The 23536-nt window shown below is 43.7% G+C and carries 21 protein-coding genes; 6 read left to right on the top strand and 15 right to left on the bottom strand.

Features of this window, described 5'->3' with window-relative positions; translation table 11 throughout:
- Positions 1 to 12: 12 nt before the first annotated feature.
- Genes OCV20_RS22030 through coxB form a run of 4 tightly spaced genes read right to left on the bottom strand, consistent with a single transcriptional unit; the run spans position 13 to position 4482 of the window.
- A complete protein-coding gene (locus OCV20_RS22030; protein WP_086774406.1) occupies positions 13 to 897 on the bottom strand; it encodes a cytochrome c oxidase subunit 3 in 885 nt (294 codons plus the stop codon).
- Positions 898 to 935: 38 nt separating this feature from the next.
- Positions 936 to 1610, bottom strand: coding sequence for a cytochrome c oxidase assembly protein (locus OCV20_RS22035; RefSeq protein WP_086774405.1), 675 nt, complete (start codon positions 1608 to 1610; stop codon positions 936 to 938).
- Between the two features lie 11 nt (positions 1611 to 1621).
- Positions 1622 to 3283, bottom strand: a complete 1662-nt coding sequence (gene ctaD / locus OCV20_RS22040) for a cytochrome c oxidase subunit I (RefSeq protein WP_052880005.1) — start codon at positions 3281 to 3283, stop codon at positions 1622 to 1624.
- Positions 3280 to 4482 (bottom strand): cytochrome c oxidase subunit II, encoded by a 1203-nt coding sequence (gene coxB / locus OCV20_RS22045; RefSeq protein WP_086774404.1) that lies wholly within the window; start codon positions 4480 to 4482, stop codon positions 3280 to 3282. Before coxB ends, ctaD begins: the two co-directional genes overlap by 4 nt.
- Positions 4483 to 4952: 470 nt before the next feature.
- On the opposite strand from coxB, the gene OCV20_RS22050 reads away from it, so the two are divergent.
- Positions 4953 to 6659, top strand: coding sequence for a phospho-sugar mutase (locus tag OCV20_RS22050; protein ID WP_086774403.1), 1707 nt, complete (start codon positions 4953 to 4955; stop codon positions 6657 to 6659).
- A gap of 106 nt (positions 6660 to 6765) precedes the next feature.
- Here OCV20_RS22050 and OCV20_RS22055 read toward each other — a convergent pair whose 3' ends face one another.
- From OCV20_RS22055 to yegD, 4 genes are all read right to left on the bottom strand, one after another.
- Positions 6766 to 7398: a LysE family translocator gene (locus tag OCV20_RS22055; protein ID WP_004730073.1), complete on the bottom strand. Its 633-nt coding sequence runs from the start codon at positions 7396 to 7398 to the stop codon at positions 6766 to 6768.
- A 150-nt stretch (positions 7399 to 7548) separates the two neighbouring features.
- Positions 7549 to 8181, bottom strand: a complete 633-nt coding sequence (locus OCV20_RS22060; protein ID WP_086774402.1) for a fumarylacetoacetate hydrolase family protein — start codon at positions 8179 to 8181, stop codon at positions 7549 to 7551.
- 289 nt (positions 8182 to 8470) lie between these two features.
- Positions 8471 to 9511 (bottom strand): porin, encoded by a 1041-nt coding sequence (locus tag OCV20_RS22065; RefSeq protein ID WP_086774401.1) that lies wholly within the window; start codon positions 9509 to 9511, stop codon positions 8471 to 8473.
- A 493-nt stretch (positions 9512 to 10004) separates the two neighbouring features.
- Positions 10005 to 11357, bottom strand: coding sequence for a molecular chaperone (yegD, locus tag OCV20_RS22070; RefSeq protein WP_086774400.1), 1353 nt, complete (start codon positions 11355 to 11357; stop codon positions 10005 to 10007).
- 159 nt (positions 11358 to 11516) lie between these two features.
- On the opposite strand from yegD, the gene OCV20_RS22075 reads away from it, so the two are divergent.
- Positions 11517 to 11825 (top strand): DUF1289 domain-containing protein, encoded by a 309-nt coding sequence (locus OCV20_RS22075; RefSeq protein WP_082242941.1) that lies wholly within the window; start codon positions 11517 to 11519, stop codon positions 11823 to 11825.
- A 133-nt stretch (positions 11826 to 11958) separates the two neighbouring features.
- Here the strand turns inward: OCV20_RS22075 and OCV20_RS22080 are convergent, their stop codons facing one another.
- Positions 11959 to 12309 carry a HopJ type III effector protein gene (locus OCV20_RS22080; RefSeq protein WP_050644050.1) on the bottom strand — a complete coding sequence of 117 codons (351 nt, stop codon included), beginning with the start codon at positions 12307 to 12309 and terminating at the stop codon, positions 11959 to 11961.
- Between the two features lie 195 nt (positions 12310 to 12504).
- On the opposite strand from OCV20_RS22080, the gene OCV20_RS22085 reads away from it, so the two are divergent.
- Positions 12505 to 13164: a PilZ domain-containing protein gene (locus OCV20_RS22085; RefSeq protein WP_086774399.1), complete on the top strand. Its 660-nt coding sequence runs from the start codon at positions 12505 to 12507 to the stop codon at positions 13162 to 13164.
- Between the two features lie 59 nt (positions 13165 to 13223).
- Here the strand turns inward: OCV20_RS22085 and luxQ are convergent, their stop codons facing one another.
- The 5 genes from luxQ to OCV20_RS22110 form a co-directional block, all read right to left on the bottom strand.
- Positions 13224 to 15797 (bottom strand): quorum-sensing autoinducer 2 sensor kinase/phosphatase LuxQ, encoded by a 2574-nt coding sequence (gene luxQ, locus OCV20_RS22090; RefSeq protein WP_086774398.1) that lies wholly within the window; start codon positions 15795 to 15797, stop codon positions 13224 to 13226.
- Positions 15797 to 16891, bottom strand: a complete 1095-nt coding sequence (locus tag OCV20_RS22095; protein ID WP_048608893.1) for an autoinducer 2-binding periplasmic protein LuxP — start codon at positions 16889 to 16891, stop codon at positions 15797 to 15799. Before OCV20_RS22095 ends, luxQ begins: the two co-directional genes overlap by 1 nt.
- A 308-nt stretch (positions 16892 to 17199) precedes the next feature.
- Positions 17200 to 17514, bottom strand: coding sequence for a GIY-YIG nuclease family protein (locus OCV20_RS22100; RefSeq protein ID WP_086774397.1), 315 nt, complete (start codon positions 17512 to 17514; stop codon positions 17200 to 17202).
- Complete coding sequence (locus OCV20_RS22105) at positions 17515 to 18171, bottom strand: YceH family protein (protein ID WP_050633162.1); 657 nt, start codon at positions 18169 to 18171, stop codon at positions 17515 to 17517.
- Between the two features lie 56 nt (positions 18172 to 18227).
- Positions 18228 to 18428: a hypothetical protein gene (locus OCV20_RS22110; RefSeq protein ID WP_017068647.1), complete on the bottom strand. Its 201-nt coding sequence runs from the start codon at positions 18426 to 18428 to the stop codon at positions 18228 to 18230.
- 195 nt (positions 18429 to 18623) lie between these two features.
- On the opposite strand from OCV20_RS22110, the gene OCV20_RS22115 reads away from it, so the two are divergent.
- The 3 genes from OCV20_RS22115 to OCV20_RS22125 all read left to right on the top strand — a co-directional run bounded on the left by OCV20_RS22115 (position 18624) and on the right by OCV20_RS22125 (position 20173).
- Positions 18624 to 18938 (top strand): DUF496 family protein, encoded by a 315-nt coding sequence (locus OCV20_RS22115; RefSeq protein WP_004742367.1) that lies wholly within the window; start codon positions 18624 to 18626, stop codon positions 18936 to 18938.
- Between the two features lie 205 nt (positions 18939 to 19143).
- Positions 19144 to 19770, top strand: a complete 627-nt coding sequence (locus OCV20_RS22120; protein ID WP_048612896.1) for a D-Ala-D-Ala carboxypeptidase family metallohydrolase — start codon at positions 19144 to 19146, stop codon at positions 19768 to 19770.
- A 166-nt stretch (positions 19771 to 19936) separates the two neighbouring features.
- Positions 19937 to 20173, top strand: a complete 237-nt coding sequence (locus OCV20_RS22125; RefSeq protein ID WP_048608901.1) for an SMP domain-containing protein — start codon at positions 19937 to 19939, stop codon at positions 20171 to 20173.
- A 32-nt stretch (positions 20174 to 20205) separates the two neighbouring features.
- Here OCV20_RS22125 and OCV20_RS22130 read toward each other — a convergent pair whose 3' ends face one another.
- Entirely contained in the window at positions 20206 to 22770 is a 2565-nt protein-coding gene (locus OCV20_RS22130) for an ATP-binding protein (protein WP_086774396.1), read from the bottom strand.
- Positions 22771 to 23536: the final 766 nt, after the last annotated feature.

Raw genomic sequence — 23536 nt, forward strand, 5'->3', positions numbered from 1 at the left:
TAGGCTCAGCAGTTAAAGCACATAGACAAATACAAACAGGCCAAACCAAACCACATCAACAAAGTGCCAATACCAGCTGCCCGCTTGGAACGCAAAGTGGTCTTTCGGAGTGAAGTGGTCTTTCGCAACCCTTGCCAGCAACACAATCAAAAAGATCGTCCCTAAACAGACATGTAAGCCATGAAACCCAGTCAGTAAAAAGAAGGTATTACCGTAGATGCCTGACTGAAGTGTCAGCCCCATCTCTTGATAAGCGTGAAGATACTCTTCAACTTGGAAGAACAGGAAGAAGCCAGCCAGAACAATGGTTATCTCCAACCAGACGATCAAAGCCATACGCTTATTTTGCTCAAGACTGATATGTGCCATGTGCAGCGTCACAGAGGAAAGCAGCAGAATAATGGTGTTCTTAAGAGGGATACCTTGCCAAGGCATGGCTTGTGTCGTTACGCCATCAGGGGTAGTCGTTAGTGGCCATATTGATTGGAACATCGGCCACAATACTTCATGGGTCATTTCATTATTGCCCGCACCACCAATCCAAGGCACAGAAATCATGCGAGCATAGAAAAGCGCGCCAAAGAAAGCGCCGAAGAACATGATTTCGGAGAAAATAAACCAACTCATTCCTTGTCTAAAAGAACGAGAAATCTGCTCAGAATAGAGACCACTCAATGATTCTGTGATCACATTGCTAAACCAACCTGCGAGCATGTAAAGCAGCACTGCAAACCCGACTAACAACACCGCTTTGCCAAATACTCCACCTGCGGCGTCGGTTCCCATGTTTTGCACCGTCAAGCCAGCGCCAACTGCGACCAAAAACAGTGCTACAGCACCCACCAATGGCCAGTGGCTTTGGTGTGGAACGAAATAAACTTCCTTTTTAGAACTCATCGCTCAACTCCTTTTGTTGATTCTGGTTCTGTAAATCCCTAGTTACTTGCGAGTGTGCTCGCTTTTGGTGAACCAGATTGTAGTGTGCTCAATGTTGATGTAGTCACTTCAGGCTCACTTGCCTCTCCACTCACCTGACTCGTGATGTTAAACAGCGTATAAGAGAGCGTAAGCGTATGTATCGATTCTGGAATATCTGGCTCAATGTAAAATATCAAACCCATTTCTGCGCTCTTGTGCCCGTCCAATGGTTGCTGATTAAAGCAAAAGCACTCCATCTTATTGAAGTAAGTAGCCCCCATACCTGGAGAAACCGATGGTACGGCTTGGCCAACCAATGAAGATCCAGAAAGGTTTTTGGCAATGTAGTTAGTTTGAACCACCTCACCAGGATGAACCTCTAACACTCGAACCTCAGGCGAAAACTGCCATGGCATATCTGGCTTGATGTGGGACATGAATTCGACTCGAACCGTACGAGAGTAGTCTGGCTGCATTCCCTGAGGTTGCACCGCTGAAACAGTATTAGTTTTGCCATTGATCCCTAAGGCCTCACACATCACATCATAGAGCGGCACCAAAGCGAAACCGAAGCCAAACATCGCAACCACGCTCAACACCAAGTAGCCCGTCAGCTTTTTGGTCGATCGCTTATTAGACAGGCGCTTTGGTTGTTTTTTATCTTGATTGGGCTCGCTTTGCTTATCACTCATGGGTCTGTCCTCTAATCCACTTTCGGTGGATGAGTAAAGGTGTGGTGAGGCGCAGGGCTTGGTACTGTCCATTCAAGACCTTCAGCTCTATCCCAAGGCTTGCTTGGTGCAGGCTCTCCCCCTCTTACGCACTTAATTGCCAACCATAAGAAAATCAGCTGAGACAACCCAAAGGCAAAGCCACCAATCGACACGACTTGGTTAACATCAGCAAACTGAATCGCATAATCAGGAATACGACGCGGCATACCCGCTAACCCTAAAAAGTGCATAGGGAAGAACAGTACATTGACTGAAATCACCGACGTCCAGAAATGCCACAGGCTTAGCTTGTGATCGTACATATGTCCTGTCCACTTAGGCAGCCAATAATAGGCAGCAGCCATAATCGAGAACACGGCACCGGTCACCAGAACATAATGGAAGTGCGCCACAACAAAGTAGGTATCGTGGTATTGGAAATCAGCTGGCACGATAGCGAGCATCAATCCAGATAGCCCACCAATCGTAAACAAAACGATAAATGCGATAGCAAACAGCATTGGGGTTTCAAAGGTCAAAGCCCCTCGCCACATGGTCGCCACCCAGTTGAAGACTTTCACACCGGTCGGCACCGCTATCAACATGGTGCAATACATGAAGAACAGTTCGGCAAATACTGGCATACCCGTGGTGAACATGTGGTGCGCCCAAACCAAGAATGACAGTAGTGCGATACTACAGGTCGCATAAACCATCGAGTGGTAGCCGAACAGACGCTTGCCACTGAATGCAGGGATGATAGCTGAGACAATACCAAAAGACGGCAAGATCATGATGTACACTTCGGGGTGCCCAAAGAACCAGAATATGTGCTGGAACATCACCGGATCCCCACCACCAGCGGCATCAAAGAAGCTAGTCCCAAAGTATTTGTCAGTCAGTACCATGGTCACAGCGCCGGCGAGTACGGGCATCACGGCTATCAGCAAGAAAGCGGTAATTAACCAAGTCCATACGAACATCGGTAGCTTGAACCAAGTCATACCCGGCGCGCGCATGTTCACTATGGTTACGATCACGTTAATCGCCCCCATGATCGAACTGATCCCCATAATATGGACTGAAAATACGAATAGCGCGGTACTGTCTGGGCCATAAGTTGTCGAGAGTGGCGCATAAAAGGTCCAACCAAAGCTCGGGCCGCCCCCTTCTGTAAACAAAGATCCGATTAAGATTAGAAAAGCAAAAGGCAGAATCCAGAAACTGAGGTTGTTCATTCTCGGCAGCGCCATATCTGGAGCTCCGATCATCATCGGGATCATCCAGTTAGCCAAGCCCGTAAATGCTGGCATCACGGCACCGAATACCATGATCAAGCCGTGAACAGTGGTCATCTGATTAAAAAAATCTGGCTCAACAAGTTGCAACCCGGGTTGGAATAGCTCAGCACGGATCACCATTGCCATGGCACCACCCGTTAAGAACATCGCAAAACTGAACCACAGATAAAGTGTACCGATGTCTTTATGATTGGTTGAATACAGCCAACGAGCCCAACCTTTAGGTGCCGCATGTGAGTCGTGATCATCAACAGGCAAATCACTATTGCCCAAGGTGCCTTCCGCAGAATGGCTCAGTACTTGGTCTTCTGCTGGAGCCGATTTCACCGGCTTATTGATTGGTGAACTCATAACTGATCCTTAGCATCATTTTGTGCATCATCCGTTGAGCTTTCAGAACTGCCTTCTTGCTTGGCCTTATAAGCGTTGATATCTGAAGCCTGAACAATATCGCCGGTGTCATTACCCCAAGCGTTTCGTTGATAAGTCACTACCGCTGCGATCTCTTTCTCAGTTAACTGATTATCGAATGCTTGCATCGCCGTGCCGCCACGACCATAAACAATGGTGTCGATGTGAACATCCACATCACCAAGGGCAATAGGACTTCCTTTGATGGCAGGGAATGCTCCGGGAATGCCCTCACCGTTTGCTTGGTGACAAACCGCACATCGAGTTTTGTAAACCTCTTCACCGATGGTATTCAACTCCGCCAAGGAAAGTGACGCATCTAATGCATCTTTCGCGGCTTGTTGTTCGGCTATCGCCAACTCTTTCTGTTCCGCTAGCCATGCGTCAAACTCGTCTTCTTCCATGGCATGCACCACGATCGGCATGAAACCATGAGCGCGGCCACACAACTCTGCACACTGCCCGCGGTAGACACCGGGCTCATCTATCTTTGTCCAAGCCTCATTAATAAAACCCGGAATGGTATCTTTCTTAACGGCGAATGCTGGCACCCACCATGAGTGAATCACATCGTCGGAAGTCATTAAGAAACGGACTTTACGATCAACAGGCAGTACAAGCGGCTTATCAACTTCTAGCAAGTAATGCGCGCCTTTCACTTCAATGCCTTCAATCTCTTTATCACTGGTCGCTAGAAGGCTGAAAAATTCGACGTCTTCACCAAAATAGCTGTAATGCCATTTCCATTGTGAACCTGTGATTTTAACGGTCAGATCTGATTGGGAGGTATCTTCCATCGCTATCAAAGTTTTGGTGGCGGGTATCGCCATAGCGATGAGGATGATGATAGGGATGATGGTCCAAAGAATTTCGACTTTCGTGCTTTCGTGAAAATGGGCAGCAACTGCGCCCTTCGATTTCCTGTGCCTCAAAATCGAATAAAACATCACACCAAAAACCACAAAGGCAATCGCACAACAGATGTAGAAGATCAGCATATGAAGTTCATACACCTTACCACTGATCTCAGTGACGCCTTGAGTCATGTTGTAATCACTGCTTGCGTGCACTAAAGGCGATACTAAAAGCACAACAAAACTCTTCAAAAGCCACGTTAGCCTAACCAGTAATCTTTTCAAAAGATCTCTCCTTATCCTTCCTAATTGGATACTTGCGACCTAAATGTCGTTGCGAGCTATTTGTCATTCAGAGCTGGACAACATTCATTGTTATTCCGGCTACACATGAAAAGGCTGAATCTCAATCTACAACTCACATGGAACTAGCCTGTGAGCAGGCTACTGACCTCATATAACCTAAGAACTAATACGGTTCAAAAGCGTTGGAGGTTTCCATGAAAGATTCAAAAACGGCGAATTTGTTAAATTTTGTTATATTTATGTAAAAGGCTAGTTAGTGATATCCAATTGTTCAAGGTAAGTTTACTTACTAAACAGTCAATTATTTGAAGTGGCTTAATCTACGTGCCCTCTTGCCGTTGGAATTTATTTTATATCGAGTTTTACGATTGCTTTCATGGAAATGATAATCAATATCACTTAAATTAAATCAACAGTAAGTCATACAGACATTAAAAGGTTTAGTGATTATGCAAGATGCAATGAATTGGTTAGCGAGAGACCCAGACCCAAGAACTCGTGAAGAACTTCAACACCTCATTGATGAGGGAATGCACGACGAACTAGAAGACCGCTTTACTCAACGATTAGAGTTCGGAACCGCAGGGTTAAGGGGCAAAGTTGGATGCGGCCCAAATCGAATGAACCGTTTAGTCATACAGGAAACAGCAACCGGACTCGGCCACTACTTAATCGAACATGTCGCTAATGCGACCATTCGCGGTGTGGTCATCGGTTATGACGGCCGTTTAGATTCAAAGCAGTTCGCGATTGATACCGCTTCCGTACTCACGGCTTTAGGCGTTAAGGTTTATCTAACCTCGAACGTCGCGGCAACCCCTATCGTTGCCTTTGGTATTGAGCACTTCAACGCCGCCGCTGCCGTTGTGGTGACGGCCAGCCACAACCCACCGGAATACAATGGTTTCAAAGTGTACTGGGAGAATGGCGCTCAAATCATTCCACCTCATGATGCGGGCATTGCCGCTGAAATCGAGACCGCGTCAACTAAGCCGCTCCCTTTAATGAGCTTAAGTGATGCTGAAACACAAGGTAAGTTGGTGTGGTTAACTGAAGGCTATTATCAAACGTACCGCGCTGCGATCAATCAGAGCCCATACGTGAGTAAAGAGATCGAATCGGCGAAAACCACCATCACCTATACCGCAATGCATGGTGTCGGCGCACAAATGGCTGAGGATCTACTTCACGATTCTGGTTTCCATAAGGTGTTCAGCGTCGCCGAGCAAAGAGAGCCCGATGGTAACTTCCCAACAGTCAACTTCCCGAATCCGGAAGAAAAAGGCGCGATGGACCTGGTGGTTAACTTAGCAAAAAGTGTCGATGCCGACATTGCTTGTGCCAACGATCCAGATGCAGACCGATTTGCGGTTGCAGTGAGAACAGATGATGGCTCATACAAAATGCTAACAGGTGACCAAGTTGGTGTACTATTCGCGCATTACTTGTTATCAAAACGTCACACCAAAAACCAATTAGTTGGTAACAGTATCGTATCTTCAACCTTACTTGAAAAAGTGGCTCAATCTCATGGTGCGACTTATTTCCAAACGCTGACAGGTTTTAAATGGTTAGCGAATATTGGCATGCAATTGGAAGATGATCAGAACGAGTTCTTGTTCGCCTATGAAGAAGCGTTAGGCTACACAATTGGTACTCAAGTACGAGACAAAGATGGGCTGTCTGCTATCGTCGTGTTTGCTCAATTGGTTGAGGAGTTAAAATCTCAAGGCCGAACCGTTTGGGATCTTCTCGCTCAGATTTCATTTGAACATGGTGTACACACCAACGCTCAACGAAGTATTGCCCTGGACCCAGATTCACCATCGATTGGTTCTAAACTTAGATCAGCACAGCCTAAAGCAATCAACGGTGTCGCTATCTCTGTGATTGAAGATCTGCAGTCTTCTCTGCGCTTCGTCATTGGAGGCAATACGGAAGCGATTAACCTACCTGCAAGTGACGTACTCACCTATCACCTCGAAGATGGTTCACGCATTATCGTAAGACCTTCAGGCACTGAGCCAAAAGTGAAAGTCTATTATGAAACAGTGACAGAGTTTGAAGGGACAGAAACCTATGAAGACACTCGCCTGCGCGGTGAGAAGTACATGGAGAAACTGATTGAACAGCACCAACAAGAGTTGAATTCATAGCGATTTAGCGCGTTCAACATGTAACGGTTAAATATAAAAATGGACGCTCGAAGCGTCCATTTTTGTCTCAGCGGCTAACCACGAGAAGATGTCTGATTTGATTCGTCTACGAAGTAAAGAAAGAAGACAACATCCAGATAGCCAACACGATGAAGACTCCGCCCATCACTTTCTGTTGATAGGTACGAAACTTAGCATTTTCTACCAGAGACTTACCAATCGTACCCACTAAAGCCACCAGCAAAAAGTTAAACGTTAAGCCGAGAACATTCAGCAATAAACCCAGAACCAGCATCTGCTCACCGGAAGTCGCTTCAATGTTCGTCGACACGAACTGAGGCAGAAACATCACAAAGAAAACCAACGCTTTAGGGTTAAGCAGGTTACTGATTAGCGCTCTTTGATAGTAGGCTTTTGCTGCAAAGTTATCGCTTAACTCAGGCGCGTTACCCTGTTCTGTTCGAAGGCAATCCCACCCCATTTTCAATAAGTAGGTTCCGCCTAAGAGGTGAAGGGCTTTTAGAGCGACGGGGCTCATTGCGATCAATGCTGAAACACCCATCGCTGCCAATACTGTCAGGATGATTCCGGAAGTTGCATTACCTAAACTTGCGAACACACCGACTTTGCGGCCATAACTCATACTTGAGCTCGCGATGAGTAACATATCAGGGCCAGGTAAAAGAAGAAGTGCAACAACGGCTGTCAGGTAAACAGGTAAGATGGCTAAGTCGATCATGGGTTTCAGTATTGATAAAAACGGAGGCGGATTTTATATCAATTACCAACACCATTCCAGATGCAATTAGTTGTAAGGTGGTAAATTGTACGAATTAAAAACTAACTTTAACCATTCAAACCAATTTATTAACTAAACATAGAGTATTAATTAACTCGCTACCCACTCAATCTCAATCAATGTCGTTTCACCGCACTTTAGACGGCCAAGGAAGATATCACCTCGATGGACCTCACCAACACCTTTAGGTGTGCCTGTCATTACAACATCACCATCGAGCAAAGTCGTGTAAGAAGATAACTCTTCGAGAATAGTTTGTGGAGAGTAAAGCATCTGCTCTACATGCCCTTTTTGAACGCGAACACAGTTAATAAATAGCTCTAGATTTAAGTCAGAGAGATCTAAGTTATCAATGGGTACAAAACGGCTCAAGACAGCGGAACCATCAAACGCCTTGGCGCGCTCCCAAGGTAGGCCTTTCGCTTTTAAGCTACTTTGTAATTCACGTTTGGTGAGATCTAGCCCTAAACCCACAGCTGAGTAATGGCCATTTTCAACGATAAAACAGATTTCTGCTTCGTAGTGCAGCGCTTCTTGATGAAAAGAAGACAGAGATGAAGTAACACTGGTACTTGGTTTATTGAAAACCACCATTGAGTCTGGGATTGCGTTATTGAGTTCTTCGATGTGATCGACATAGTTACGCCCAACACACAGCACCTTAGTTGGGGTTGCTGTTCGTTTCGAATTCATCAACTGTTCCTGATCGACAACACTGCTCATAGTTTATCCCTGAACTATTTTTTGGAATGAAGAGTTTAACGCATCATAAAATGAGAGTCTTCGACAAGATGGTTACCAATATCTAAATTCTGATCTTTAGCTCAATTCGATGATTTGAAAGCGTTTATACGAAGGTCGCGACAGTGCGAAATAACAATTCGAGACAAAAGTCCAAAACGAAAAAAGCCCTCTCTAACCAAAAGGCTTGAGAGGGCTTAGCATGGTGTCTAGGACAGTATCCTAAAAGGTAAACTTAAGGAGTAAACACTATGCTAAATCAGTCTGCGACTTATAGGTAGTAACGAGCACCAAGTAGCCATTGGTCGTCAGCTTTTTCTTTGTACTCACCAGAACCTTGTAGGTCGAATTGGTAACCTGCGAAGCCTACGAACTGAGACGTGAAGTTGTATTCAGCTTGTAGAGCGGTTGTGCTGTACACAGTTTCGCTCTTCTTGTCGTCTTCTACAGCTTCGTAGTTAACGCTTAGGTTAAGGCTGTTAGAAAGAGCGTAAGACGCTAGTAATTCAATAGCAACTGACTCTTCAAGAATTCGATTGTTACCAGTGTTCATGTAGTTGTTCATTGCGTAAACACCAGCAAGGTATAGACCTTCAGCGCCGTATGAACCGTAAGTTGCACTTACTACGTGAGAATCAGCAGTTTTTGAACCAGCAACGCCTACGTAATCCACATCACCAGTGTTGTATGCGTAGTTTGCAGTGAAATCAGCAATTGCGTAGTTCAATGCAACTTGACCACGGTTACCGTATGTAGTTACGTCATCAATCTTACGACCTTGCCATGCAACAGCTGCGCTTAGAGAACCTGCGTTGCCGAAATCGATAGCGTTGCCGTAGCTAACCATCTCTTCACCACGACCAGTACCTAGGTTACCATGATCTTCGTAGATGAAGTCGTTCGCGAATGCGATTGGCATATCTGCAACGCCAGCAACGTTGTAGTAAGGTGCCCATTGAGTACCAACTGCAGCACGACCGTAATCGTCGTGAGAAAGACCAACGTAGCCAAGACGAGTTGTGAATGACTCTTCACCACCGTCAAGCATGTTTAGCGCCCATTCACCTTTAGCGTCAGCAGTAAAGCCGTTGCCAAGCTCGTGAGTTGCACCGAAGTTGATACGTGGAGAAACAGACTCTACACCGATGTCATCGCTGCTTTGACGGTCATCGCTGTTTACGTCACCAACTGCAACTGAAACGTGACCACCAACAGAGAATGTTGTGCCGTCTTCGTTGTAAAGTTCTACTGCAACTGCCTGTGTACCAAATACTGCACCAGAAATTGCTAGCGCTAAAAGTTTCTTATTCATTGTCATATCCATTATGTAACTGGGTGAGTTATTCACTAACAACCTCGTGCTTACGGAGAAGTTGTTACCTGCATTTAACAAGTAGCGAAACACTAATATACGAATGACAAGAAAGTTGCATTAAAATATATAAAATAAAAAAAATTGCACCATAAAAAACAAAAAATCATTTAAAAACAAGGGAGTAACTCATAAAGCACTGGTGGTTCTTTTCATTCTTTGAGATGAACACTTTGATTATTTTTGATTTTATAATCACTAAAAAAGCATTAAAAATCTAAACCCATGATAACTCATCAGACCATCTAGAGGTTAACCTTTAACCTTGAAACATTTTGTAACATACAGAACTCAACTGAAATATTTAGCTTTGTGAAACAAATCCCAATTTGAGCTAGGAAAAATCGCTCAATAGAAAGTTCATTAGAGAAAAAACAAAAAAAAGGGCAACCAATCAGCGACTGGTTGCCCTTCATAACTCATCATTGGCCTCTTATTTGAAGCAAACCTCGGCCCAACGAGCTAAACCTGCAGTTACTGAACCGAAGTAATTACCACTCACAATCGGTACGTTCGGCACAGATTGTTGTACGGCTTCACGAAGTATCGGTGAACGAGCGGAACCACCCGTCATGTAGATTACGTCTGGCTTTTTCTGGCCTTGTTGAATCGCTTCTTTAACCAACTCAACCATCTTAGACTTTGGTGTTTCAATCGCTTCAACCATCTGTTCGACTGAGATATCTACCTCGACCAGTTCAGAGGCAACATTAATCGCAGCACGATATTGAGAGGATTCTGCCAGCGCAATCTTGGCTTCTTCCGCTCTACGCACAATACCGTAGCCCAAGGTGTCGTGATAAACCTTCATCAAACGTTCTAGCTTTTGAGGCTCTGACGCTTCTTTACGAAGTAATTTCAATGCTGCTAAGTTTTCTCTTGAATAGAAATTCTTTTGAGCTTCAACATTATTAATCGCAATTGGATTCCAGAATTGCGTCAATGGCATATCGATACCCGAAATACCTTTGCTGCCCATACCAAAAGGTGACATTAGTTGTTTGAACGCGAGATAGATATCGAGGTCATTACCCCCAACCCTTTGCCCACTGTGTGCGAGCAAACTCTGGGTACGATCTGCCTTACCAGACCAAGTTGGTCCCATTTCTAATAATGAGCAATCGGTGGTACCACCGCCAATATCGACAACCAATACCGTTTGGTTTTCAGTTAATGTGCTTTCGTAATCAAGACCTGCGGCTACGGGCTCAAATTGAAAAGCGATATCAAGGAAACCGGCACGCTTAGCTGCTCGAGTGAGGATATCTTCAGCTTGTCTGTTCGCCTCTTCACCACCTCGACCGTGGAAGTTAATTGGTCGGCCGATAACAGCTTGCTTGATCTGTTCTTGAGTCGTGAGTTCGGCTTGATGCTTGATATTTGCCATCATGGCACACACTAAATCTTCGAAGAAACTCACCTGCACATCATGCAGTCCACTCGCGCCAAGGAAAGACTTAGGAGACTTAACGTAATAAACATCGCGAGGGTCTTCTAAATATAAGTCCAACGCAGCCTGACCAAATGCCATGTCTTCTGGCACTAAGTCGATACTCTCTTCTCTGTTCAGCGCAATCGCACGTCGTAAAACTTGCTCACCAATCGCATCACTCGGCTTGATATTCAAATGACGGAATAGGTGTTCAGAAACACTCTCACGAGTAGGCGCAAACACGGTTGAGGGAATATAGTGGTTGTTACCTTCGAGCGGTAACAGGCTTGGCTCTCCATTAACCATCGCCGCGACAGAACAGTTCGCTGTTCCATAATCAAATCCAATAAACATAATATCCCCCACTCAACAAAAGGGGCGAGATGCTACATGAAAAGCCTAAAAATTACGAGGTCATTTCTAAATTTAACTGAGTAATTTATTAGCCTAACGGCTCTTCAAGACTAAACAAATATGCTACATTTCAGCCCAAATGAATCACAGGTTAGATAAATGAAAACACCTTGCCGAGCGGCTTGTAAAAATAATGGCGGAATGTGTAGTGGCTGCTTTCGAACAATGGATGAGATTATAGGCTGGAAAGGCTTGTCTGAAGATGAGCGAGTCTCTGTCATGGATAATCTTAGTGGCGCGAGTTCGACTCACCAATGTCCACAGTGTAATGAGCCTGCTCAATGCGATATCAGTGCGGGCAAAGAGACGTGTTGGTGTTTTGAGCTAGAAAAACGAGATACTAGCGATATTCCAAAGGCTGGAGTTTGTATGTGTCGTAAGTGCTTATCTGCCCTGCCTGTTCAGTAGTTTAGATCCTATTCAGCCAGTTACTAGTTAACAAGTTACGAGCTGGTTCAACATAGACAAAAAAGCGAGAGGTTGTTTTCTCGCTTCAAAATACTGAGATTAAGTTTCGACCTGATCGCTACCTCGTTAGTGTCTACTTCGCTTTTGCAACCAGCGCAGGCTGAGAAAACTGGATACCATTCCAGCCATGAACCATAAAGTTACGAATATTTTGATGGTCGCTGTTATCAGGAAAACCTAACACGTCGTTACGATAAAATTGACCAAAACAAGCAAGTGTTTGCTCCGCTGATAAACCTTGCTCTAAACCAAAAGCAAAAATCTTACACGAACCATTATTCTGCCCTGCAGCGTTCACTACCTCACCATTGCGAAATTCGCTTTCAGAAAAATCATAGTGAGCTTCAATTACTTGCATTGTATCTTCAAATTGCACGGCTTCTGGGGTTTCAGCCAGAGTATTCAATAAGGTTTCCAGTTCCATTTACTATTTCTCCATCAAGTATATATCTGACAGCAGTGTATCTTGTTTTACGACAAGAGTAAGCCGTTGTTTACTTAAGACAGCGATTCACTTTTTTTGTTGTAGGCTGCTAATTACTTCAATGAAACTAATGACATAGTTTTATCAGGACGTTATATTATTTTATCAAACGATTAACATTGTTCAGTAACGAATATGCATAAAGATAAAAACTTAGAACTGTTCAGATACCTAAAGCCAGGTACAAAAACAGCAGGTGTATTGGAATTTGGCCCAGACGACTCAATCCAGATCAGTACACTTTATATCGGACACAAAGAAGATCAGTACCTTATCCTAGAGCTTACGCAAAAAGCGACAGAAGCACTGACGCTGAGAAAGCTCTCAAACGTTGATATTATTGTTCGTGCGATTACCGACACCGAACTTGGGCACATTGTCGCCTTCAAAACCAATGTACTGGCTCATATCACCTCACCGGCACATCTTATCTTCCTTCGCCCACCCTCAAACTTTGCAACCAAGCCTATTCGTGAACACGAAAGGTATAAGGTACGTCTCAGCTGTGAAGTCACCTTTGATACCTTGTCGCTGGATGCCACACTGGTCGATTTTTCAGCGTCAGGCTGCGGTATCTATCTTACCCAGCAATCAGATATCGATGTCGGCTGGAAGATAAAAGTTAATTCTGACTTAAATGAGTACTTAGATGACGATCTGGTCTACAAGGTGGTGAGTAAGAAAAGGCAAAGACAAGGCTGGCTGTTAGGTATCCAATTCCCTGAACACCTAGATATGAGTGATGAGTTGAAAACGCTACTGTTGGAACAAGCCTTTGTCGCTGGCTCGATATAAAGGCAGCAAATTAGTTACTTCTCTTCAATAGAGCCCATTTAAGAGCACTAAGTTAAAGCCTAGTGCTCTGTGTCATTCCAGTATGAGTTTTTGAAATGAACAAATGCTTGGTGTAGTGAATCTTCTTTAATCGGTTTTACAATCACGTAATTCGCCCCTGCGGCCATAAAGCTGTCTCTTGTCGACTCTTGAGCATCAGCGGTACACGCATAAATTGGGGCTGACACACCAATCTCACCTCTTAGTTGCTGAGTGGTTTCAACACCTCCGAGATTAGGGAGTTGGTTATCCATCAAGATCAGGTCATAGGTTATCGTCTTAGCCATCTCAATCGCTTCTAAACCATCTTTTGCCCAAGTGACGACCATGCCATATTTCTTACAGAAAGCCTGCGCAATAAAGGCGTTGGTGTGATTGTCTTCCACCAGCAACACATTCAAAGGTCGACTAAACAACGCCTCTGGCTCAACTTCAGCCTGTTGCTTAGCATCGACTAATAACGGCTTGGCGTGTACAACCACTGGAATTTCTATCGTGAACTCTGAGCCTTGACCTATCACGCTGCGGACTTGAATGTCCCCTTCCAGCATATCGACCAAATTTTTTACAATCGTAAGCCCTAGACCAGTACCACCATATTCACGAGTGGTGGTCTCTTCGGCTTGAACAAAAGGTTCAAAAACAGCATCAATCTTGCTTTCATCAATACCAATACCGGAATCTTTCACTCGAACGATTAAGCTCGCGTGATCAGAGTTAAAGATACTTTCGAGTTCAAAGCTGACGGAGATACCGCCTTGATGAGTGAATTTAAGAGCGTTGCTCAGCAGGTTAAACATGATCTGGTTGAGGCGCACTTGGTCGGTGTTGATTTCGATGTCATCAACCAAGTGGTTCACAATGGTAAATTCGACGGATTTATCTTCACACAGCGGGCGATAGATGCTGTCTAAGGTATTAACTAACTCCCCTAAACGGAAGTCTTTCTTTTGAATATTAAACTGCCCTTGCTCAATTTTTGAGAAGTCCAAGATATCGTTAAGTACCGCCAGTAAATGTTCCGCACTATTACACAGTACATCCACCTGCTCGCGATTATCTTCATTGTGCATAGAGCGCTTGAGCAACTGAGACACACCGAGAATACCGTTGAGCGGCGTGCGAATCTCGTGACTCATCTTAGCTAGGAAGTCTGCTCGCACATTCGCAAGATGCTCAGCTTCTTCTCTTGCTCGATCAGCCTGTCTTTCCGCCTCGATAAGCTTAGTAATATCTTGCCCTTGTACCACCACACCTGTGATGCCGTGTTCTACGCGAATAGCAGACATGTTCCAACGAAACACCTTTTCACCAATGGGTACGTTGATACCCGTGAGTTTAGAGCCTTGAACCACCATTTGAATATTAGGCAGCATACGATGCTCAAACTCTTGAGCAATTGGACCATAGTTGTCATCAGCATCGAACAGCGCCATACGTGCGGCGGGGTTCATCTGAATCAAGTCGCCTTTTTCAGACCAAACCAAGATAGGTGAATGAGCAAAGTTAAAGAGATCTTGGAACTTTTGATTCTGTTCCGATAAGCGCTCAAAGGTGTCTTCAAGGGTGCAACCAATATGGTGGAATTCGAAAATGTTAGAGCCATCAAACTTGTTGTACTCTTCACCATCACTTGCAGAGCGAGTGAAATCCATTAGCTTATCTAGCTCAGCAGCAACCCTTCTTTGAATCCAAGTTCGCGCAAAGAAAGACATCAATATAATCACCACAATCACCACGATGATCGCGCGCTGATAATTCTCTTCTAACGCAATGAAGTTATTGTTCTTTTGAACGGCTCGAATGATTAAAGGGGTTTCAACCGCGTTGATCTTAATGGTTGCGATGGTGACGAAATGACGCGGCAACTGTTCGTACATTTGGTAATTGAGGATGTCAGTAATGGTGTAGCTTTCATCACCACTGAATGTCGATGTCACCGGTGTACCGTGCGCTTCAATAACGATATTTTCGCAGTTACTACCTTGTTGGATTGACTCAGCCAAAGAGAAGTTATTATCAAGCACAATGGCGATATAGAGCTGACCAAGCACTTCCCCGGTAGCATTATCAACGATAGGAGTACGGCGAGCCAACAAGTGACGCTTACCTATATCTGTCCTCAGTTTAATAAAATGCCAATTACTGCTGAACGAAACCTCATCAGAAATATGCTTTAAGTTGGACTCATCCAAACCATAAAATTGACTGTTGCCGTCTTCCCAAGCCAAACCATCGTGGGTAGAGACAAAGCGCAAATCTGGCGCATGATCAGGTTCACGTTGGTCAACACCAAAGAAAAAGTAGCTCAGAATCTCGTCATTACCCGTATCAAAATACTCTCTGAGAGTTTCACTGTGTGAGCTGCTGTCTTGGTGGATTTGCAGCACCGACAAACGATAATCAAACATGTTTTGGATCAGGCTAGAGGTTTGCTGAACTGTTCGATTCGTCTCTTGCTGTACGATGTTACTGCTGGTTTCATAATTATGAATAAGTACGCCAAGTGCCATCACGCCTATCACCAAAATAACGATACGCGTAATGAGTCTAGCTAAAGTGTTTCTAGGTGTACTGGCGTAGCTTTTTTTCATTATTGACCTGAGTACCTAAATGCTCGCTGTTTAAGTTCTGAAATACGTTCTGGGGAATCTTCCTTGGTCACAATTTCAAATTCACCAGAGTAAACGGTAGGCACTTCCAAACCGGCTAGATCCCACTTGATAGCCTCTGCCATCGCAATGCCCGTATCGTCGTTCATACGCATGACAGTAACATCTAGGTCACCCCTTGCAATGGCTTCAAGTTCAGCAGAGCCGCCTCCCCAGCCATTCACTAAGATGTCTTGCCCCGATTCACGAATCGCTTCCATTGCACCAAGAGCGACGTCCGTTGAGCATGCATAGATAAAGTCTAGATCCTTATCGTTCTCTATGCTGATTTTAGCCGCTTGGTAGCCACTGTCTTTGTTTGATTTTGTGTAAAACGAAGACTTAAGGGTAAAGTTGGTATCCGTATTCACTTCGTGGATAAAAGTATCCCCACGCGCATCACTGATATAGCCTTGGGAGTAATACAAAACAGAATACTTACTGTCTGGTGGACTTACTTGTTTAAAATAGTCCGCCAGTTTTAAGCTGCCTGTCGCATGGTCAAAGCCCACATACATAAATGGCTGTCTATCCGCCCAAGCTCGCACTGGCGTCGTGATATTTTGAAGGATCAACTTAGTATCTGTAGAGGTCAACACGTGCTCAATAAACTTGCGGTGGCGCGTGGTATCTAACGTGAAAATCAAATAATCCGTCTTGTTTTCAATCGCTTCTTGCAATGAAATGCTCTGTTGCGCGAGATCGGCATTAATACGGGTAAACACTTGATTTATTTGATAGCGGATCTTCAGCCTATCGAGACGCTTCTCAAAAGCTTGAATATTACGAACCCAGTAATCCGAGATCTGCTGACCCGGATACACCACGGAAATCGTGATCGGCTCGTCTTGGATTCTTCTCAATGGCACAGGGTGATTTTGTACAGCCTCGACCATTTTATCGGTCAATGCTCTTTGTTCTGGAAAAGTGGAAAGATAATCTTGGTATTCCCAGTACCCATTGAGGACATGAGTACCATGGGAGAGAGCGGACGCAGAAAATACGGCAAGTCCAAACAACATCAGTAAACGTTTCATATTTTTCTCGTTTTATATGAGCTACTTTGGCTCATTTTTTAACCTAGCATGACACCATCTCTTTGTATGGCTAATGGATATTATGTAGGACAACGATGATAAATGATAGCGCCTAACACTAATTAGAACGACATTCTAAATGAGCAATATGTTAATTTGGAATGGAGATTAACAACAACGTGTTCATTCATAATTTCAGCCCATTCACGGTAAGAGTAATTACCATTTAAATTCATAAGCTTAGCTAGAATTATTATAGCCACTTACATTATTAAGATTTAATCAATAACAAACATTTTGGCTATGAATTATGAGACTTCGATATATTGAATTTTGTCTTTTTGCCACTCAATAATCAGTTTGAGTGATACCAGTTTTTCTTTGCGGGATTTAGGCAATTGCTTGATCGCGTATTCGGTTTTCAATGCTTCACTTTTTGAGCCAACATCAAAACTCCAAACCAGCTTAAGCGGGCCTTTACCTTTTAAAGCTTTGGCGCCTTTACCGGTTTGATGTTGTTCAAATCGACGTTCTAGATTGTTCGTTACGCCACAATAAAGGGCATTGTGGCGATTGCGGATCAAATACACGACCCAATCCGCATTTTTCTCAACGTCTGACATTTAAAGCAGTGATTCAACCAGAGCTTTAAGCTCTGCCACTTCTGCTCTTAGGCTTGCAACTTCAGACTCAAGTTCTTCAAACTTTTCACTCGTTGCAGAGGGGGCAGTCGCGCTTACTGATGCCGTCGCAAACGCTTCAACATCCACTTCACCGCTCAACAAGTGCTGGTAGCGTGATTCACGTTTACCCGCTTCACGTGGCAGCTTAACCACTAAGGCACCAGCTTCTCTTGCAGCTAGCTTATCTAATGTTGCTTCTACTTCTTTCACATCACTAAAGTTTGCAAGGCGACCCGTTCGAGTACGAAGTTCACCCGGTGTTTGCGCGCCGCGCAGTAACATACAACAGATGATTGCACGCTCTTGCTCTGTAAATTGCAGATCACCGAACTCAGTGTTGCAGAAACGATGCTGATACTTATTAACACGGCTATTGAAGCTGCTCTCATCGCTCACCATGCGACGTCCGATTAAACCATCAACCGCATCTAAAACATCTGACTCAGAAAGAGAGAGAACAGGTTCACGGTTACTCTTTTGATTACATGCCGTGGTTAAACTGTTCAGTGTCAGTGGGTAATGATCGGGAGTAGTGACTTCTTTCTCGATCAAACAACCGATAATTCTCGCTTCAATTGGGGAAAGTACTGTGTTCATCGTTTTTCCTTTTTATTATTTTGATAATTCCATCTCAACACCTAACAATGCAGTAACTAGTGTTCAGACAAAATTGGTACTCGTTTCTTTCTGCCCTGTTCATCAATCATTATGATCTTAGAACGGTTTAGCTCTATTTCCACGACTTCCAAATAAGTACGCTCTTGTACATACGCATCACGAAGCTTGTTTTGTTCTGCTGAAGATTCAGTGACATTGTCGTCCAATTCTTCGTTTTCCAATTGTTGTTGATTCATTTCACATTTCGTATCAATGCAGTATCTAAATGGGATACTAACTTGAACGGTAAGATAAAAACAATCACACATCAGCGAGAGTGACGAATAATTAAACAACCTTACTTTTGCTTTGATCTAAAGACTGTTACATCATCAATTGATGTGCTTTAATCAGAACCAGACAACGTATTTGACGAATAGGAAAAGGAATCTATGAGCAGCGTATTTGAAATTGTTAACCAAGCACGACGTAAGAACAAACTTAAGCGTGAACTTTTAGACAACGAAAAGAAAGTTCGTGACAACCGCAAGCGTGTCGACCTTCTTGATAACCTACTTGATTACATCAAGCCAGAGATGACTCACGACGAGATCCTAGGCATTATCAAAAATATGAAAGCTGACTACGAAGACCGTGTTGATGACCACATCATCAAGAGCGCCGAGATTTCTAAAGCTCGCCGTGACATCAGCCGTCGCATTCGTGAACTGACAGAAGAAGACAAGCAAATCCAAGGTAAGAAATAATCTCACCTAGTTGATTAACTTGTAATAATGTTAGTAACCCACTCTTTGTAGTGGGTTTTTTTGTACCTAAATTCTAGCGTCTATACTTAAGCGTAGCTAAGTAACCGCATGAACTGAACAACTATAGAACACTGAACCATTAGAGAAAACAGAGCAACCGTAGGAAGAAAAATAACTAGGTGAACATCAGCGATGGAGAGACCGTATGTACGCAAGTATTCTGATTACCTTAGCCTTATCAACCGCACAACCCTACCCTGAAGAATTTGAACGACTGTATACCGAAGAGACGGAAATTACTTATGACGATCTCGTGGTCGATGTTCATGGCTACAAAGTCCCGACTCGTTCAGCGTTTAGAGGTTGGATGCTTCTAAATCACGCAGAAGACCAAGTAAGAGAGATCGGCCAGCAACTCAAAGACGCCGGCATTACGCAGAGTATGCCTTTGCATCTCGTTCTGCTGCAAGGGACAGACTGGGCGATGAGCAACACCACCTTGTTTACCCTGCCCGATAACAAAAACGTACCCAACATGATCAAGACGTTGAATTACATACAACAATACATTGAACCTGAGATTGGCGTCGTGATCCCCGTATCTGGTGAACGTTCTAAGCTCTATAACCAACAAGCTGGCGGTGCACTGCGAAGCAAGCACTTAGAGTTCTGTGCCTTAGACCTGGTGCCTGCAAATGACATTACTCGTGAAGATCTACACGTGAAACTTAAGAAGATTCATTCGGAATTCGGGCAAAAAAATAACGTTGGGCTGGGTTTATATTCTGGTGTTCGATTCCACATCGATACGTGTGGGTTTAGACAATGGTAAAGAAACACGATTGAGTCATAAAGACTTACAACTAGTGCGTGTCATTTAGACTCTAAAAATAATTGAAATTACATAAGATTATGATTTAAAATGTAAATTAAAACTGGAACGCTAATTGCTATTAATAACAAGTATCATAATTATTAATAGCAATTAGGAATTCAATATGAAGACGATGACTCAACGCTTTCAAACTCTGCTTTCTGTTTCAAACTTCAGTCTAGCTATCACAACTTTACTTATGCTTCTCAGTATTATCGTTGCTTATCCAATGGCCGATCACTTCTCACTGCCAATTCAAATAGTCGCCCATATCAGCACCATCTTAGTCGCAGCCTTGCTGAAAATCAGCTATGTCGGTCGTTGCCTTGCACAATACAACCTTGGATTAGAAGTTCGTTAAGTAGCGCCACGCTAGCCTTGATACGAGTGCCCTTAGACAATATCAAGGCTACTGAAAAGATCGTACAGCTGATGAGATTTATAGGGTTTCGGTAAGTAGGCGTTCATACCGGCTTCAAAACAGTCTTTGATGTCTTCTTCCAGAACACTGGCGGTTAAAGCAATGATGGGTAATGGTGTGACTTGTTGATCGGCTTCCCACTGACGAATCGCACGAGTCGCCGTTATACCGTCCATAACAGGCATCATGCAGTCCATTAAGACCGCATCAAACTGAGCTCCCTGAGTAATGACATCCACCGCTTCTTGGCCATTACTGGCAATCAAATATTCATAACCCGCTTGCTCAAGGAAGAAGCTCGCTATTTTTTGATTCATCAGATTGTCTTCAACGATCAAAATGCGTCGATTCAGAGAGCGAACCTCTTCATCTTTTGCTGCCACTTGAGGAGTTTGCTCTTCGCCGACATCGAGAGATTGTAAGCTAGTTAAGAAACGTCGGCCCAAGAATGGCAAGGTATGAGTCGAGTGGACCGTTTCTGTGATTAGGTTGGTTTTAAATAGGTGATGCTGACACACGATGACGCGAGCAAGAGGATATATCGCCTTCAACGTCGCAAGATCTTTCTCCATAGAGTGATGCAAGGTATGACAATAAAGTATGAAGTCGCTTTCTTTTACACTTTCACTAAGGGCTGCAATGGATGACACCACATTGGCTCGAACATTCAAACGCTCACACTCTTTAACAAGTTGATCAAGGTAATTGAAAGAGTTCGATATGATGGTCGCTCGGCTCAGGTTATCAAAAGTTTGAACAGGCGCTTCTACAACATCGACATACAGACAAAACGTGAATGTAGAGCCCTCTCCTTTCACTGAACGCGCGGTAATGTAGCCCCCCATCAAATCAACAAGTTGTCGACAAATTGCAAGCCCTAGTCCCGTACCACCAAATTGGCGGGTAATGCTGCCATCTTCTTGGGTGAAAGGTTCAAATATGGATTCTAACTTCTCTGGTTCAATCCCAATCCCGGTATCAGACACGCTGCATTCAAGCTTGCCCCTGCCCATAGACATGGGTGTGTAAGCAATGTCAGTGGTAATTGTGCCCTTGGACGTAAACTTGATCGCATTAGAAAGCAGATTGGTCAGCACCTGTCTCACGCGGTACTCATCGAAAAACAGTTGTGACGGCGTTTGATAGTCGATATTGATGTCGAGCTCGATGTCCTTACTTATCGCTTTCGACTGAATCACGCTTACAGAATCATAGACCGCTTCTCGCAAATCAGCATTGTGTGGTGACAACATCAAGTTACCCGACTCGATTTTAGACAGGTCGAGGATGTCGTTAAGCAGCACCAGTAAAGAGTGAGAAGACGATTCGATATCTCCCAGTACTTCTTGTTGATTTGGGCTCAGTTGGCTTTGAGATAAGATCTCAGCCATGCCAATAATCCCGTTAAGTGGCGTGCGTATTTCATGTGACATATTGGCTAAGAATGCGCTTTTGGCTTTGTTAGCCGAAATCGCATCTTCTTTTGCTGTTATCAACTCTTTGTTGTGAAGATAGTTACGCTCCATCACTCGGTTTAGGGTTTCAGTGAATTCGGTAAGCTCATCGTTCCCTTGGATATGGATCACCTTTGGCTGACCGTAGCTATCAGCGCATTCCGACACGCCTTTCAAAATAATCGACAGGTTTTTGTTTAAACGTAGAGACGTCGCGACCCCAAGCCACATCAGAACCCCAGAAGCGATGAGTATAAGCAACGTCATGACCAAGGTTTGCCTTTTCTGCAACGCGATATTCTTGGTCAGTTCAAACTGTATTTGATTAGTGTAAGCGCCAATCGCGTTTGAAATAGCGCGTTTTTTAACCTCTAAGCTTTTCAAGTGTTGATATATTTCGGGTGATGAAAAGTCCCCTTTGAGGATTCGAGATGTGAACTTGTCTTGGAATTCATCTTTGGCGACAGCGTTTAGCAACTGTCTAATGTTTGGAGAACGCGTATCCGAACGGAAAAAGGTATCTAATAGCTGTTGCTGCCTCTCTAGAGCACCGACATAGCTAAGCAAGTATTGGTTTTTCAACTCTGGGGAGCGATACAAGCTGAAGCTTAACCACGCTTCTCTCTGAGTCCAAAACACGTAATGCGTAAGATTGATAAACATCGCGTCCGCTTGACCGATATTTTCATCGACTAAGGCCATACGATATTCAGACAGCTCTATTAACACGTCTTTTAATAAGTCGAAAGCGCGCTCTGTCAATTGTCTGCTGTCTGTTGTTTCAGTTGTACTAGCAAGGCTCATCAACAGCTTTTTCAATTCAGTTAACTGAGGATCAATACTCCAATTGCTGTCGAACTGTTGAAGTCGCATTCCGTACTGAGTGAGTCTATCCAGTTCTGATTGCAACGTTAAAAGCAACTGACCTTTCTCAGGGGAGTCATTAGACAGCACCAACCATCGATAAGCATCACTTGAAACCGTATTAAAAGATTGAAGCGCTTCGACCTTAATACGCGTTGTTTCAAGGTGATTCATCTTCTCATCGTTCTTAAGCACTTCATTCACTGTAAACCCAAACATAATGAGTACAGAAACCGTGGAAAGAAAAATAAGACGCCATCTAATTGACATGTTTATCATTTTTATAACTACTCCCTTCCCGAAAGTAATTTACCTAGCCCAAATTAAGAATAGGACATTAACAGGGGGTTATTGATCAAATTGGATATGAACAAACGATACTCTGAGCCCAGAACGAAAAATTAGAGCCAACTGGTATCCAGAAAAGTGCTTTAAAGCGGAAAGGCGTGCTTTTATTAAGACTGGTTTAAACAAGCGAGGTTTCAGTGAGCAAAATGTAAACAAAAGACGTTTTCTCCAGTTATTATCACCCGCATAACAAGTGAACATCCACATTCTACGGCTCAACTAGACTGTGAATAATGACTCTGCGCGCTAACAAAGCGGATAGTTAGGTTAAAATTGTGACATCCAATCGTTTGCGTGATGCACTTTTCACACTCAAGCTAGGCTTATTCAAAGGTCGAACAACAATACTCGTTAATTCCCTTATTTGTCGTTTACTGTTTACGTGTAACTTGAGTTAGCGATCACACCTTTAATGTTTATTATGACATGCATTACATATTATCTTTTGAATTGAGTATTTTTTGACGAAAAATAAGTGCTACAGATTGTTAAAGTCAATAGCCTTTATCGTCGTTCAAATCTTGACTTATGGCTAATATAACGCCAATTTACAGATATTTTGTCTGCATTTATTTTTCCTAGCAGAATAACCCGTCGTACCTTACAATCCTGCCACATAAAAATTACAAGTTACACA

Origin of the sequence: Vibrio coralliirubri (assembly GCF_024347375.1) — a bacterium.
Classification (GTDB): domain Bacteria; phylum Pseudomonadota; class Gammaproteobacteria; order Enterobacterales; family Vibrionaceae; genus Vibrio; species Vibrio coralliirubri.